The organism is Aequorivita echinoideorum, assembly GCF_018476645.1.
Lineage (GTDB): Bacteria > Bacteroidota > Bacteroidia > Flavobacteriales > Flavobacteriaceae > Aequorivita > Aequorivita echinoideorum.
Genome location: NZ_JAHCTB010000001.1, coordinates 154,373 through 170,527, shown reverse-complemented (window position 1 = coordinate 170,527; position 16,155 = coordinate 154,373). Strand labels below are relative to the sequence as shown.

Here is a 16,155-nt window from a genome sequence, read left to right as displayed (position 1 = left end):
AAAAATAGCTCAAAAATTATGTGTTGATTTTTATATCAACTAACTTCACGGGCGCTAACAATGCTATGAAATATTTCTTTTTTATATATTTTGCACTACAAAGTGCGCTTTTGGCTGCCCAAAATCCCGCGCATGTAGATACTTTGCTCGTTCACGGTGTACGTGCGAGAAACAATAAAGAATTTACCAAATCTTTGGAATTACTTACAGAGGCTCGTTCCATTGCAGAGGAAAACCAATGGTACCGTCAGGAATTTCTAGCCATCAACAACATTGGCGCCAATTACTATTCTATGCTGGATTACGGTGAGGCGCTGGATAATTATCTGGAAGCTTACACCATTGCTATAAAGCGACTCGATGAAAATGAGGAAATGATTGTCCTCAACAACATTGCAATTTTATATTCAAAGGAAAATGATTTGGCAAAAGCCGAAGAATATTTCAAAAAGGCATATATGCTTGCTAATGAAAGTAAAGACCAAATGAAAGTGGGGCTTTATGCTGTTAATTTAGGTGTTTTGGCCAATCAGCAGAATCAGTTGGATATAGCTTCAAAATATTTGAATGAAGCCATGGAAAATCTAGGAAACCAACCGGAAATTAAATATTTGGCAGAGCTAGCTATTGCAGAAAACCAGTACCGCAGAAAGAATTATGAACTGGCGAAAGCTACGGCATTACAGGTATTGCCAAATATCCAGTCGCTAGCATTTATAGAAGAAAAGATAACTGTACTTGTTCTGCTTTCAAACATTTACTTAGATATGGGCGATGTTTCCACGGCATTGGATTACGCACAATCTGCGTTGGGTACCGCCATAGACCCGGAAACAAGGATTTCGGCATTTAACCAATTGGCAAAAGTATATCGGGCAAATGCTGATATGGACAATGCCTTGCAAGCCAAGGATTCAGTCATTTCGCTTACCGATTCTTTGAACCAAATGAAGAATGGACGTTTTTTCGAAACGAATAAAGTTAAATTTGAAATTTCAAATTATCGTCGTGAGCTTCAGCAAAACAAGGAAAAACAGGTAGCTGAGCGAAATATGCTTTATGCATTGTTGGGTATTTTGCTTTTGGTGATTTGTTTAATTGCTTGGGCGCTTCGGAATAGTTTTATCAAAAACAAACAGCGAAAAATTTTACATAACAGAAGCAAGGAAATTATTGAATTGGAACTTCAAAAAAAGAAAAGTGATAATCTGGTCCTTGAAAAGCAACTGCACACAAAGGAAGCACTTGCATTACTGGAACAGGAAAAACTTAAGAACGAAATTGATACCCGAAACAGAAAACTCGCAGCTAAAGCTCTCCAAATTTCAAGCAGGAACGAGCTACTTAAAGATATAATCAATTCACTTTCCAGCCAGAGCGAGATTACGCGCAACCAGCAACTTTCAAAAAAAATTAAGGAACTAAAAAGCTTGCTGAAGAGCGATAGTGAATGGGAAAATTTTTTCACACACTTTGAAGAGGTGAACCACAATTTCATCTCTGAACTGAAAAAAAGGCATCCGGAACTTACGGCGAACGACATTCGTTATTTGAGCTATTTGTACATGGATCTTACAAATAAAGAAATTTCTTCCCTCTTCAATATTACTGTAGAAGCATCCCGAAAGCGAAAAGAGCGAATAAGTACCAAAATGGGGCTGGCGGATAGTTCAAATTTATATCATTACATTTCAACTATTTAGGGGGCTTTGTCACGTTTTTTCTGATTGCTGTCGCAGTAATTATTCTTGAAAATTATTCATTTTAAAATGTATTTCGGAATATTGGGTTCCACTAAAAATTTTATTTATGAAAAAATTAATTATCCTTTTTTTATGCCTAATCTCATTCTCCTTCCAACAAATATATGCCCAGCTTGAGATTACGGGTTCTGAAGAATACGGAAGAATTTTTGACATAACGTATGACGCAAGCGTTCCCAATAAAGTATATGCTGTAACATTGGGCAACCACATTGTAGTTTCTGAAGATAATGGCGCCAGTTGGCAAATTTTATATTCCCTAATCCTTGGACAAGGTGCAGAAATCAGGGATTTAAAACTTTCAGCAGACGGTACCGCGCTTACATTTTCTGCTTTTTTACCCAATACAACCGTAAATGCAATTATGGTTTACGATATTGCTTCAGCCTCCGTGATTAAAACATTTGCATTGCCAAACCAATCAGATCTTGCTTATGTTTCCTCATATGATTTTTATGATGCCGATATGGACGTGCTATTGGTAGACACCAATTTTCCTCAAGGTTTCAACACAGAAGGGCGGACATTTTACACGGCAGATGGTGGCGCAAATTGGGATATGATTTATTATACCACAAACAACGATACTGTTTTCATCAATGATGTCGCCATAAGCCCAACAGATCCTAATAAATTATTTTTAACACGCGGAAATGGTAGCACTGGTGTGGATGGTGGTTTGTTTATATCAGTGGATGGAGGCCAGAATTTTACAGAAAAACTTCCAGGGATTATTCTTGATCCTATAACCTTTGATCCGTTAAATGCACAAAATATTTATATAGGTACGGGAATAAGTTTTGGCGGCACAGTTGAAAATCTTTATAAATCAACAGATGGCGGGGCAACTTTCAATATTGTGCCCATTACTTGGACTGAAGGTATTCTGGACAATATTACCGTAATTAAAATCAACGATAATAACCCTTCGCAATTAATTGTTTTGGAAGAAAATGAAATTGCAATTTCCGAAGATGGCGGTGCTACTTTTCAAAATATTGTGTACCCTAATGTTGATGATTCCGAAAACTATTATTACGGATTAAATGCTAGCTATAATCCACAAAATTCTGATGAAATTTTTATAAGCGCCAATTATATTCCCCTATTTTCAAATGATGGTGGAGAAACTCTTACTTGGAGCAAAACGCCGTATTTTACCAGTACCGGAAATATGGATATTTTCAGAAATGGTTCTGAAGAGAATTTATATTACGGCGTTCAATTTGGGTATGTACACAGAGATTTAGATACAGGCACTGAAACTCCTTATGACATCGTGCCGTTGAGTACTTTTTCTAACAATCCAGGACAAACACAGTATGCAGACCAAATTACACCCAACAGAATTTTTAAATTTACCTCCAGTTTTATGGGATCCAGTTTGGTTTTGAGCAATGATAATGGCGCCACGGAAACGCAACTGTTAAGTATTTTTGCCAATAGATTTACTTCTGTAGCCACTTTCCCCAGTGCCCCTCAAACAATTTTTGCAGCTTTCGGGGGATTCGATCCTAGTGAAACAATTCTGAAGAAAATAGATTTCAGCGATATCAACAACATCGTGGAAACTACGCTAAATCTTCCCACCTTGAATTATATCAATGGAATTTTAATTGATTCTTCAGATAAAATAACCATCGCCGTTGGAACGGACGTTTACGTTTCAACGGATGGGGGAAGTACGTGGGCGGAAAATAGCACGGGCCTTGAAGCCATGACCGCAAATGATCTCATTTTTGATTTGACCCAAGATCCGCTTAACACAGATAGACTCGCCCTAGCAAGCTCCAAGGGAATTTATATTTCCGAAAACGGGGGACAGAATTGGGATAGGAAAACGACATCCTTAGTATATAATGTTGCATTTTCTACTGAAACAGAAGGCGCTATGATGGCTTCAACTTATAGTAGCCAGGTATCTGAATTTGCATTACATTTTTCAACAAATAATGGCGAAAATTGGCAGACTATAAATAACGAACAGCTATTGGGAATAGGATCCGCAGCGTCCCAATATTATTTCAACGAAAATTCTGCTGTGGCATACATTGGTAGTTTTGATCTTGGTTTAATTGAATATACTATTGATCTTACCCCACTTGGAACCCCAGATTTGCAAGCCGGTTTAAATTCAATATCCATCTATCCAAATCCTGCAAGCGATATTTTGAATATTGGAGTGAAAGATTCACATGTAATGCAGACTACAATTTTCGCAATGAATGGCGCACAGGTGATGACTGCCAATGCAGTCTCTACACTGAATATTTCAGCTTTGGAGCGTGGCGTTTATTTGGTGAGGATAAGAACGAATAAAAATGAAGTTTTCTTCAAAAGAATAATAAAAGAATAAACCTCGTTAAATTTGATTGTTAGCAGAAGCCTTTCGGAAGAAATTTCGGGAGGCTTTTAAATTATTTGGTTTCGTTCAAATAGAAAACCACTTGGGTACCTTCGCTTTGGTTTTCAGTATTCTTTAAGTCCTTTATTTCAAAGAAATAGTCAAGACCCTGTTTTTTATTAAAGTATTTTAAGCGTTCGTTGCTAAGCGATAGACCAAGAGAATCTTTTTTAAATGCCTTTTGCATTCGGTTTTTTTGGGAGGCGTCGCGCCCGATTCCATTATCTTGAATTTCAAGTATTGTGCTATTTTGATTCTTTTTAAGGAAAATTGTAAGACTCTTTTTTCCATCTTTTGGCATCAATCCATGCCAGAGTGCGTTTTCCACAAATGGCTGCAATATGAGTGGAGGCATTTTGATACGGGAAATATCAACCGCATCCCCAACTTCAATTTTAAAATGTAATGCTTCAGAAAAGCGTATGTTTTCTATGCCTACGTACAATTTAATAATTTCCAATTCTTCAGCAAGCGTCACGGTTTCAATACGCGAGCTTTCCAAAATTTTCCGGATGAGTTTCGAGAATTTGTTCAAATAATAAATTGCCTGTGCCTTATCATTTTCTATAAGAAAAACCTTGATGGATGTAAGAGCATTGAATATGAAATGCGGATTCATCTGGCTCTGCAACGAGGTTAGGTGCAATTGGTGGAGCTCGCCCTCAAATTCGGTTTTTATTTTTGCGATACGTTCCTCTTCAGCCTTTGCCGTTAATTGCAGAACCTCGTGCTCTTTTGCCCTGAGCGCTTGGGACAGCAGTTCGTGCTGTTCATTTTTTATTTTTTGGTTTTCATTTATTTGAAATAATCTGGCTTGGTTTATAACTTTCACTTTATAGGCAAGACCAAGCGCAAATACTAGATTTTCAATCAAAATTCCCAAATAAAAAAGAAAAAGAGCCGTATTTACAGAAGCTATTCCGCTTAGGGCAAATATGAGAGCCATAACGGCCAGCACAATGTAACTAAGACTGCCTATGCATATAAAATATTTCAAATTGCCAGGCAATTTAAGCGCCCTGTAAACTGTGTACAGAGCCAATAAAAACATAATAGGCGTAAAGAGATAAATGAAAAAATAGCGATAGAAATCGCTGTCGCCTGCAATGAAACTGTAAAGTAATGTCAACGTTCCCAAGGAAAACGATGTAGCCACAAATTGGGTAATCCATTTATAAAATTTTGGCTGAAACTTTTTTATATCCAAAAATGTGACAAAAAACAAAAAATAGGCACAATTATAAATTACCTGTAAATACCAATGCAGCTGAATTACATTGTTTTGAATAAGAAATTTTTGAATACCAATGTCGTAGGGAGATTCCCTAACCAAAAAAACGAAAAGAAAAAAACTATAAAATGAATACAGGAGAAAACTTTTTTCCTTGCTATAATTGCCTATGATGCAGCTAATTGTGCATAAAATTAAAATAGCCGAAATGGATAGGTGCCAAAAAAATATGTAGGGGACAAAATCCATACTTTAAAGACTGTCGAGAAAAGTTGCTTTTTTGGTGCGTGAAACTGGAATTTTTTTATGGTTGCCAACTACCAAATATCCATCGGTCTTTAAATATTCCTTTATTTTTTGAAGATTCACCACATAACTTTTGTGAACCCTGAAAAAAAGTTCTCCCGGCAAAAGTTGATGTATTTCCTTCAATTTTTTTGTTACAAAAATGTGTTTTTGGTCTTCCGTAAATATTTTGCAATAATTACCGTCACTTTCACAATAAAGAATATCACTGGCAGATAGAAACACGAGTTTGCCGTCCACGGGGATGGTTATGCGCTTTTCCGGCAGAGCAAATAGGCGCTCTTCAATTCGTTGCCAACTGGCTTGGTCCTTCAGTCTTTTTTTTATTTTTTCAACGGTAATTATAAGGTCGTCCGCATCTACAGGTTTCAGCAGGTAATCAATGGCTTGTTGTTTAATGGCCTTTATGGCATATTGGTGGTAAGCAGTAACAAATACAACTTGAAAATTTCTTTCCGGAAAATATTCCAAAAATTTAAAGCCATCCATTTCGGGCATTTCAATATCTAGAAATACACAATCCACAGAATTGTTTTTCAAATAAAGTATGCCTTCCGAAGCTTTTGTAAATGTTTTGAGAATAGAAACATTATTACAGAATTGGGTAAGTTCCCAAGAAAGACTTTTCAAGGAATTCTCCTCGTCATCTATGAGTATGGTTTTCAGCATATACGTTTGCCTTTATTTTTAAAAATAGGAAAAAAACAATGGCGCGTTTGGAAATTTTTATGAAAAGACAAAAATCCTGTACAATCCAATTTATTCCCATTATGAATGGCGGAAACTCTTTTTTTTGAAGCGTCTCTTTTAATAGGTGTGAGTTTTAATTCTTTTCTGCAGTTGTTACATAAATATAAACCTGTGGTACAATTTCAATTTTAGATTCTTTGAAAGTCATTCAATTTTGCTCCAAGAAACTTCTAAAACCAGACAGTATGAAAACTTTTGTAAAATGTATTTTCATTTATTTCCTTTTATTATCTACGGCGGCACAAGCCCAATTCTTCAAGAAATTAAAGGAGCGCGTTGTAAACGCTACTGAAAATACAGTCCTTAATAAGAGCGAAAAAGAAACTACAAAAAATGTAGATGGCGCAATGGATGGCGCCTTGGATTTTGAAAAAAAGGAAAGCGAAAAGTCAGTAATTCCAGATAGGAAGTTTGAATTTGATTATGAATATAAAATGCAGCTTACCACAGATGGGCAGTCTTTGCCCATGGTTATGTACCTAAAATCAAATGCAGATTACATTGGTATGGTAACTAAAGTGGATAACAGTACCGTTATAAATGTGGTGGATGGCAAAAATGAACTTGTTTATATGTTTATGGATGTATCTGGCCAAAAAATGCTTCATACTACTGCTATAAAAAACAGTGGAAAAAATGATGAAAAAATAGAGGACTACACCGTTACAGATCTTCCACAGAAAACCATTTTGGGCTTCCCAGCAACTGGAAAGCAATTGGAAAACAAAACGCACCGAATCATCTTGTATTATACCCAAGAGGCCGGAGTGGGCAACAACGCAATGGCAAAATCTGATAAACAATACGCACCTTTAAAAAATTATTTCAACGATAATGAGGATGTTCTTGTACTATACGTAGAAAATATGGATAAGAAAAAGCCTAAAAATTCAGGCACAATGGAGGCCATATCATTAAAGCAGAATAAGGTAACGCTGGACACTGCGGACTATAATTAATCACTAATATTTTTAACATTTATGAAAAAACAACTATTGACAATTATTTTAATTGCCTTCGGTGGAATAATCTACGCACAGAATGACATAAAACTGGGAGGTTTTTTGGCATACGGCTCTGAAATTGAAAATCTGGGAATTGGTGTGAATGCTGAATTTGGAATTATCGAAAATTTGAGTGTGGTGCCTTCTTTCATTTACTATCTCCCAAAAAATGAAAATTCAGTAAAACTGAATTGGTGGGAATTGAATGGCGATGTACACTATACAGTTTTGCCAACAGAAAGCGTAAATCTGTATGCACTTGCCGGACTCAATTACACTCATGTGAGTGTTGAGATTGACGGGTTTGACTTTGGCAGTGAAGGTAGCGACGGAAATATAGGCTTGAATTTGGGAGCTGGGGTAGATTTCAATCTAGATGGAAACATACTTCCATTTGCTGAGCTTAAATATGTAATTATGGATCCCGGTCAACTTGTAGTTTCGGGCGGCGTAAAATTTCTTTTATAAATCTTTAAAACATTCAAAATGAAAAACCTATTCAAATTAAAAAAATGGATGGTTGCACTTACAGCTTTGCTAATTCTTGGAAGTTGCAACAATGATGATAATAATGATAGCGAACCCCAAAACGATATGGGTGAAGTTAATTTTACACTATCTGGCGATATAACAGGAAATAAAACCGGGTTTGCCAATTTTATAGAAATGGAACAGCAGACAACGACACCGCAAATTATCAATATGTTTGATAACGATGGAGGCGTGCAGACTTTCAGTTTAACCTTTTATAGAAGCTCTATTAATGGGCCCTTGGACAGACCCACACCGGGCAACTATCCCATAGGAAATGCTGCCGAGTTTCTTGATGGAAGTGGATTTTCGGTTATATATACAAATACGACCAATGACAACGAATATGGTTTGGAAGCTTCTGGTTCCCTAACAATTTCAGAAATAAATGATACCGAAGTAATTGGAACTTTCAGTTTTTCCGCGGAACACGTAATAGACCCAGATAGACCTGGCATACAAGTTTCCAATGGAAGCTTTAGGGCAAAAATTAGACAACAATAATCATGGTTTAATTGAATTAGCCAAGACCGAAACCAAAAGGTTTCGGTCTTATTTACAATGGATTTTAAAATAACTATAAAAATAGTTGCAAAACTATATTTTTAGTTATAAGTTTGAAATCTGTTACATTTAAAAGAAATATCCCCACAATAAATGGAAAAACTAACGAACAAAGAAGAGGAAATTATGCACGTGCTTTGGCAACTGGAAAAAGCATTTATAAAACAAGTTCAGGCTGCGCTTGAGGATAAAAGTCTTCATTACAACACGGTTTCCACAATCGTTAGAAACTTGGAGGAAAAAGGTTTTGTGGGCCATCAGGCATTTGGGAAAACGCATCAATATTTCCCTACGGTAAGCCGCGAAGAGTACGGAAAAAAGTTTTGGAATGAAGCAACGCGCAGGTTTTTTGACAGTTCTTATAAAGATATGGTCTCATTTTTTGCCAAGGAAGAAAAAATTACTGCTGAAGAGTTACGCGAAATTCTGGCCATCATAGAAAACAAAAATTAATATGGAAACAATCAGTTACATCTTGAAAAGCGCCGCCATTCTGGGATTTTTCTTCTTTGTTTACAGGCTTTTTCTGCAAAAGGAAACTTTTTTTAAAGCGAATAGATTTTTCCTGATGTTTGGACTGGTTGCTTCATTGTTTGTTCCGGCCATTGTTTTTACTAGAACTGTTTATAAGAAGGCTCTGGATTTAAGCCATTTAAATTTAAATGAATTGGAAACCAACACCGAAATTCCTTCAGAAATAACACATTTCGATTTTTGGCAGCTCGCACTTCTGATTTACATTTTGGGCTGCGTAGTGATGTTTTTCAATTTTCTGCGAAAATTTTACACCATATCAAATTTCATTTTAAAAAATAAAAAAATAGATCAAGCTGGATTTCGATACATTCACATAAACGGTCTTAAAACGCCCTTTTCATTTTTCAACTATATTGTTTTTGATCCCGGGCAGCACAGCTCGAAGGAACTTCAAATGATACTGAATCACGAGCAGGCGCACGCCAAGCAGTTGCATAGTATGGATATGATGCTTATGCAATTAATGCTCGTGGCGCAGTGGTTCAATCCGTTTGCTTGGCTATATAAAAAATCTTTGGAACAGAATTTGGAATTCCTCGCAGATGCATCGGCTTCCAAAAATTCAGAAAACGTTAAATTATATCAACTTACGCTGGTAAAAGCCGCAACATTTGCTGCGGCTCCGGCACTAACGCATACATTTTATCATTCATTCACCAAAAAACGAATACTTATGCTTAACAAAAAATCTTCCAGCAGCCTCAACCAATTGAAAATGTTATTGATTTTGCCTGCAATTGCTGTATTTTTATATAGCTTCAACGTGAGGGAAAATGTAACGTATCAAACCAAAGTTTCGCCGAAAATTACTGATGGAGTTACGCAGGATCAAACGGATAAAGATGGTTTTAAAACAACCGAAATTTCAAAAGCTACTGCAATTTCAACTTCATCAACGGCAAGTCCACAAAAAGTTATGACTTCAGAAAAAAATAATTCAGATAATAATGTTGGCGGAAAGGCATTTCAGAAAATAATCCCGAATACTGCGACCAAAGCTGAAATTGAAACCATTGCAGCAGATTTAAAAGAAAATTATGATGTTATCCTGAAATTGAATTCTGTATTTTACAATACAAGTGGAGAAATTATCGGCATCAATCTGGAAGTGAAGGATTTGGTGGGAAACAATCAAAACAGCTATTCAGTGAATCAAACAAAAGGTATTTCTGAAATAGTGATTTTTAGAACCGAAGAGGGGCAGTTTGGGATAACTTCTGCTACCAATAAAGTTGTGCAGGGTAACGGAGCTATAACTGATAGCGATGAAAGACGGGCCGAAATGCAGGAAAGAAGAGAGGAAATGCGCCGAGAAGCTGAAACGCGAAGAGAGGAGATGATGAAAAATATCGAGCAACGAGAAGCCGAAATGCAGAAACGCTCTGATGAAATGCGCCGCCAAATGGAGGAAAGAAGAAACGAAAGACGCCGCCGCCGCGCAAATAACACACAAGACTCCGCTGCCAAATTCAGTTTGGATAATGCACTTTACATTCTGGATGGGGAAGAGGTGAGTGAGGAAGTTGTGAATAAACTGAATCCAGAAAAAATTGAATCCGTGAATATTTTAAAAGGCAAAAAAGCACAGGCGCTGTACAAAGATAAAGCTGAAGGTAAAAGTGGCGTAATCATTATCACTACAAAGGTAGAATAACGCCCCGACCCTAACTATATAATAATCCGTGACGGAGATAATTTCCGTTGCGGATTTTTTATTTGAAATCGATTTAAAATTATTGGTTAGATAATAGCAATACAAATCAAACTTCTGCCGTGTAAGTTTTTTAATTTTAAAGAAAAACCCGGTGCGACAGTTTCCGCGCCCGTGTCTTGGAATGAGTTGAAAAAAGGTGTTGAAATTTTGGACTTCAACTTTAAAAATATGCCTGCGCGCATCGCGCAAACTGGAGATTGGTTCAAGCCCGTGCTTGAAAGTGGAATCGACATGGAAATGGCGCTGGAAAATTTGGAATAAAAAAATTTTTTTTGAAAACCGAATGATCTCATTTTTCGTTTATTCAATTGTTTTGAAATATTTATTTAAATTATGAACTTGGCTTTGTAGATTTCTCTTTCAGGAATTCTATATTGCCTGACAGCACGTTTTTATTGTAAACCCCAAATCAATGAAATCTGAAAATACCCCTAAATGTAAACGGCAGCCATTAGCCACAAATGATTTTTATAAATCTATTCTTTCTTCCCTAAATATTGGCATCTGGAAATGGAAACCTGTAACCGATGAGATTTTTTTAGATGATGTTCTTCAGAATATTTTGGGCTGCGGCCCAGAGGACTCGAACATCTGGAGCTCCCAAAATTTTCTAGATTGTATTCATGCTGAAGACGAATTTTTCAGGAATTTTCTTCAAAATAAGGATCTCGATGCTTTAGTATCCAATAAAGTGGAACATCGCTTTCTAAATAAAAATGGTAACTGGGTTTGGGTACTCAACACTTGGAATGTTGAGCTTGAAGGCGGTCAACCGGTGGTTATTGGTTCTGTTCGGGATATTAGCCAGCGTAAAAATGATGAAATTTTAGCGGCAAAATATAAAGACCTTTTGGACCGTACCAACGAGGCGGCAATCATTGGAACCTGGGAGGTAGATTTAATAGCCCAGAAAGTAAGCTGGAGCGATGTGACAAAACGAATCCACGAGGTTCCGGCAGATTATGAACCCTCCTTTGAAAATGGTATCGCTTTTTACAAAGAAGGAAAAAACAGGGAGCGGATCCTCAAACTTTTCAATGAATGTGTCGTGGAGGGAAAGGGTTTTGATGATGAATTTATAATTGAAACCCATCTTGGAAATGAAAAATGGGTACGTTCCATCGGGATAAGCGTACGTGAAAATGATGAGTGCGTAAAAGTCTATGGGGTTTTTCAGGATATTGATGAAAAGGCACGACTCATTAAAAGGCTGGAACTCGCTGAACAGATTTTCAGGAAAACTTTTGATTTTGCTGGCGTGGGAATGGCTTTGGTAAGTTTGGATTTATCATGGATAAATGTAAATAAAAGCCTCTCAAAAATGTTGGGATACACAAAAGCTGAATTATTGAAACTTAAATACAGCGATTTAATTCATCAGGAAGAGTTGGAGAATGATACCCATCTGTTGAAAGAGGCGTTGCGTGGCCATATTGAATCCTTTGAAAGTGAAAAACGCCTGATGTCCAAAAGTGGTGAAATCATTTGGATAATACTCACCATTTCTTTGGTAAGGGACGATGAAGGCAATCCATTGCATTTTGTAATGCAGTTTAGTGATATTACCTCAAAAATTCTCGATAAAAAAAGAGTACAGGAATTGTTGGAAATTACCAAGGACCAAAATTTCCGCCTGTTGAATTTTACACACATTGTAAGCCATAATTTGCGCTCGCACTCTGGAAATCTCGCAATGCTTTTAAATTTGATGGAAATGGATGCGCCCGAAGCTATGGAAAATGAAATTTTTCCGATGCTAAAAACCGCGGTGGGCAACCTTGAAGAAACAGTTCAGCACTTAAATGAAGTGGCCATACTGAACACAAAAACGGGTCAAAACCTCAGCTCCCTTTCACTTTTTGATTATTTGGAAAAGGCAATTACAAGTATAAGGGCGGTATCGCTTGAGCAAAAATCTACTATTGTAAATAAAATTGATCCTAAAATAAACGTACTGGCTATTCCAGCTTATTTGGATAGTATTCTCTTAAATTTTCTTACCAATGCAATAAAATACAGATCGCCAGAAAGACCTCCCATAATTGAAGTTGATGCAGTTGTGGAGGATGATAATGTCGTTATTTCATTTAAGGATAACGGTCTTGGTATCGACCTAAAAACCCATGGAGATAAATTGTTCGGAATGTACAAAACTTTTCACGAGGCAAAGGATTCCAGAGGTTTGGGATTATTTATTACAAAAAATCAAATTGAGGCTATCGGCGGAAAAGTTTGGGTAAAAAGTACCGTGGGTGTGGGCACCACATTTTTTGTATCTTTAAAAAATCAAGAACAGGAATAAATGAAAAAAATAGATTTGGCTTGCATTGTGGATGACGATCCCATCTTTGTATACGGAACTCGGCGAATGATGGAACTGGTAAATTTCTGCGATGCATTTCTAATCTTTAAAAATGGAAAGGATGCATTGGATAATTTGACCGCTCTTATTGAAGCGGGGCAGCGCCTTCCGGATTTAATTCTTCTGGATTTGAATATGCCCATAATGGACGGCTGGCAGTTTTTGGATGTATTTACCCAAATAGAAATTGAAAAAAAAATAGTCATTTACATTGTAAGTTCGTCCATAGACCCCAAGGATTTTGATAGGGCGAAGCATTATGATTCCGTAAGCAACTTTGTTGTGAAGCCTATCTCAATAGATGTATTGAAAAATTTAAAGGAAGGTTTTCCCCTATAAATTATTCATTTCAAAGAATTCAGTTTTTTCTAAATTTTCTTCAAAATAATATTCCGAAACTTTTTCAATGGTGAAAATCCTATTTCAAGGAACTTCCATACCTGGCTATTCTTCATAAAAGTAAATGTACCTTTGGGAAATTTTCGTAGATAGTCAACATTTGAAAAAATCCTACAGAATTACGGCAATCATTGGCTTTATATCCAAAGGGATCATTTATTTGGTCATAGGAATATTTTCACTTCTGGCGGCGCTGAATATGGGCGGCGAGAGTGTGGGAACCAATCAAGCGCTTATTTTTTTGAAGCGACAAATTTTCGGTCAAACACTATTGGTTTTAATGGGAGCGGGGTTGCTTTGTTATTCATACTGGATGTTCGTGCAAGCTTTTAAGGATCCTGAAAATATGGGAAGTGATAGAAAGGCCTTTCTACAGCGTTTTGGCGTATTTAGTACAGGATTGGTATATATTTTTGTTGCCTTTTTGGCATTTTATCATTTATTCACATATTCCATTGATGACGATAAAACGTCACAATATCTCGATTTTTTGGGCCCCCATTTGCTCTCCATTATTTTTATAATCGTGGGAATAGTTTTGGGGATACAAGCAGTGATTTTAATTTTAGGTGTTTTTAGGGGGCGATTATTGGACCAATTCAATTTGGAAGGTCGGCGAAATTCGCAATTAATTCGTAGGTTGGGGCAGTTTGGTTTCTATTCGCGCGCTTTCATTGTGGCAATTATTGCATATTTTTTTCTTCGTGCCGGTATCTATACGGGCAACCACGAGATTAAAGGTATTCAAGATGCTTTTTCATTTTTGGAACAATCCTTTTTAGGGAGAGCCTTAATGGCGTTTACAGCGGCCGGCTTTATAGCGTATGGGGCGTTCTATGTATTGCTTTCGCGATTCCGAAATTTTGAGGAGAAAGAATAATTGCTGTTTCTTCAAAAAGAATTTTCTTCCAAAAGAAACTGTTTTACGGCAATCTTTCTATTAAATGGATAATGGAAATGCAAACAATGGGCGTAGCTTTGAGCTTCTGCTCCCAAATCAGAATATTGGTAACCTGCTTAGAACCCATATATTTTGGTTATACGCGTGCTCAAATCTTTTTTTTCAGAATTTCTTTACTCCCCAGCGTTGATTATTTTTTCTTTTGTATTTGTGGCTATGCTCGCCACGGCTCTGGCAATTTCTTCCATTATGGTCTGTTCGGATCACAAAGAGGATTTACCATTATCGAGATGCCAAAAAATTGATGAAGCTTTAAACTACTCGTAAATTTTGCTTTTAAAGATTATCCATAATTGTTTCTAATGAAGTTATTATTAACTCAAACACTAAGTTAATTCTGAAACAATTTATTATTTCATTAAGTTGTAACTGATTCTTAAAAAGGTAACTTGCAGTAAATGCTATCTACCATATGCTACATCAGTAATTCCGTGAAGTTATTTCCCGATGAGGAGATCCAAGCTCTTTTTGACCAAACCATATCCAACAATAATTATTATGGCATAACGGGAATTTTGATTTATCAAGAAGGTACATTTATACAGGTGATTGAAGGTGAAAATGCAATAATTGATGCACTTTTTTATAAGATAGAGCGGGACGAACGGCACAATCAAATTACGGTTATTTTGAGGCACCCCATCGATGAAAGAATTTTTTCAAATTATAAATTAGGTTTCAGAACGATGAACAATTTTGAAGAATTGAAGGAATTTTCAAAATATTTGGCTACACTGGCAGATTCGCCCTATGCGAAAAGTCTTTATGCTTTTTTGAATCCTTTTTTGTGCAACACAAGCAATTAATATGTAGCGTATTATAAATAATTACTCCACAAAAATTGAAAATTTTTATATAAGAAATTTTTAAGCTTCAAATAAAAAGAAATCGGTTGCTTTTTCCGCTTCAATTTCAATGGTTTCTTCATTCCATATAAAAAGTGTATCCTTTCCGCCCAGCGATAATCCATTTACGATCAAATTTCCGAAGAGGCTTATAACAATGCAGCCTTTACTATGTTGATCTTGGTTATGTACAAAATTATGGCCGCTTTCAAACATCCCAAAATGAATATAGAAATCATCATCCACGGGCAAATAACCATTATCATTTTTTTTTGGGGAAATTATAGTGTGGAATGCATTGCGGTTAGGTGGTAATTTAATGGTTTTGTTGAGAGGTTTGGTAAAACTTTTTCTTGGCTCAAGGCAAACTTGCATGCAGTTTAGCCACGAATTACCGCTCAAATTATATTCAAAATGCGAAATGCCAGAGCCAGCACTCATAAATTGAACGTCCCCAGGCTGCAAATGTACTGTTTCCCCCCTATTGGTTTTTTGCACCAGATTTCCGGACACCATTATGGTTATTAGCTCTCTATTTATGTGTTTATGGGGCAAAATACCCATATTTGGTTTAAGATCAAAATCTCTTATATTAAGGAGATTTTTGAACGGTAACTCCTTAGGAAGTTTTAGCTGTTCTTTATCGTAATGGTTATAGATTGAAACAGTTTCCCTAATATCGGTTATTCGGTCTTCTGCCTTAAGTAAAAAAGTTTCCATACCCTAGATTTTATAAATAAACAGTTCGAGTTAAGATGTGGTTGGTCATCTAACTTCGTTTTAT

At 36.4% G+C, this 16,155-nt stretch carries 15 protein-coding genes; 12 read left to right on the top strand and 3 right to left on the bottom strand.

Annotation, left to right across the window (positions count from 1 at the left end; genetic code table 11):
• Window positions 1-65 precede the first annotated feature (65 nt).
• The gene (locus tag KIV10_RS00815) at window positions 66-1,703 is read left to right on the top strand and encodes a tetratricopeptide repeat protein (protein WP_214111588.1); all 1,638 of its coding nucleotides are present in this window, start codon (window positions 66-68) and stop codon (window positions 1,701-1,703) included.
• A 106-nt stretch (window positions 1,704-1,809) separates the two neighbouring features.
• The gene (locus tag KIV10_RS00810) at window positions 1,810-4,119 is read left to right on the top strand and encodes a T9SS type A sorting domain-containing protein (protein WP_214111587.1); all 2,310 of its coding nucleotides are present in this window, start codon (window positions 1,810-1,812) and stop codon (window positions 4,117-4,119) included.
• Window positions 4,120-4,180: 61 nt separating this feature from the next.
• On the opposite strand, the gene KIV10_RS00805 is transcribed toward KIV10_RS00810, so the two are convergent.
• Window positions 4,181-5,647 (bottom strand): histidine kinase, encoded by a 1,467-nt coding sequence (locus KIV10_RS00805; protein ID WP_214111586.1) that lies wholly within the window; start codon window positions 5,645-5,647, stop codon window positions 4,181-4,183.
• A 3-nt stretch (window positions 5,648-5,650) separates the two neighbouring features.
• Entirely contained in the window at window positions 5,651-6,373 is a 723-nt protein-coding gene (locus KIV10_RS00800; protein WP_214111585.1) for a LytR/AlgR family response regulator transcription factor, read from the bottom strand.
• A 266-nt stretch (window positions 6,374-6,639) separates the two neighbouring features.
• On the opposite strand from KIV10_RS00800, the gene KIV10_RS00795 reads away from it, so the two are divergent.
• From KIV10_RS00795 to KIV10_RS00750, 10 genes are all read left to right on the top strand, one after another.
• Complete coding sequence (locus KIV10_RS00795) at window positions 6,640-7,413, top strand: hypothetical protein (RefSeq protein ID WP_214111584.1); 774 nt, start codon at window positions 6,640-6,642, stop codon at window positions 7,411-7,413.
• 21 nt (window positions 7,414-7,434) lie between these two features.
• A complete protein-coding gene (locus KIV10_RS00790) occupies window positions 7,435-7,926 on the top strand; it encodes an outer membrane protein (RefSeq protein WP_214111583.1) in 492 nt (163 codons plus the stop codon).
• Between the two features lie 18 nt (window positions 7,927-7,944).
• The gene (locus tag KIV10_RS00785; RefSeq protein ID WP_214111582.1) at window positions 7,945-8,493 is read left to right on the top strand and encodes a hypothetical protein; all 549 of its coding nucleotides are present in this window, start codon (window positions 7,945-7,947) and stop codon (window positions 8,491-8,493) included.
• Between the two features lie 153 nt (window positions 8,494-8,646).
• Window positions 8,647-9,006 (top strand): BlaI/MecI/CopY family transcriptional regulator, encoded by a 360-nt coding sequence (locus KIV10_RS00780; protein WP_214111581.1) that lies wholly within the window; start codon window positions 8,647-8,649, stop codon window positions 9,004-9,006.
• A 1-nt stretch (window position 9,007) separates the two neighbouring features.
• On the top strand, window positions 9,008-10,744 hold the full coding sequence (locus KIV10_RS00775) for a M56 family metallopeptidase (RefSeq protein ID WP_214111580.1): 1,737 nt from the start codon (window positions 9,008-9,010) through the stop codon (window positions 10,742-10,744).
• 90 nt (window positions 10,745-10,834) lie between these two features.
• Window positions 10,835-11,065 carry a non-homologous end-joining DNA ligase LigD gene (gene ligD, locus KIV10_RS14050; protein ID WP_407650145.1) on the top strand — a complete coding sequence of 77 codons (231 nt, stop codon included), beginning with the start codon at window positions 10,835-10,837 and terminating at the stop codon, window positions 11,063-11,065.
• A gap of 151 nt (window positions 11,066-11,216) precedes the next feature.
• A complete protein-coding gene (locus KIV10_RS00765) occupies window positions 11,217-13,106 on the top strand; it encodes a PAS domain-containing sensor histidine kinase (RefSeq protein WP_214111578.1) in 1,890 nt (629 codons plus the stop codon).
• Window positions 13,107-13,505, top strand: coding sequence for a response regulator (locus tag KIV10_RS00760; protein WP_214111577.1), 399 nt, complete (start codon window positions 13,107-13,109; stop codon window positions 13,503-13,505).
• 124 nt (window positions 13,506-13,629) lie between these two features.
• Window positions 13,630-14,445, top strand: coding sequence for a DUF1206 domain-containing protein (locus KIV10_RS00755; protein WP_214111576.1), 816 nt, complete (start codon window positions 13,630-13,632; stop codon window positions 14,443-14,445).
• A 479-nt stretch (window positions 14,446-14,924) separates the two neighbouring features.
• Entirely contained in the window at window positions 14,925-15,332 is a 408-nt protein-coding gene (locus tag KIV10_RS00750) for a BLUF domain-containing protein (protein WP_214111575.1), read from the top strand.
• A gap of 60 nt (window positions 15,333-15,392) precedes the next feature.
• Here the strand turns inward: KIV10_RS00750 and KIV10_RS00745 are convergent, their stop codons facing one another.
• Window positions 15,393-16,091, bottom strand: coding sequence for a pirin family protein (locus KIV10_RS00745; protein ID WP_214111574.1), 699 nt, complete (start codon window positions 16,089-16,091; stop codon window positions 15,393-15,395).
• Window positions 16,092-16,155 lie beyond the last annotated feature (64 nt).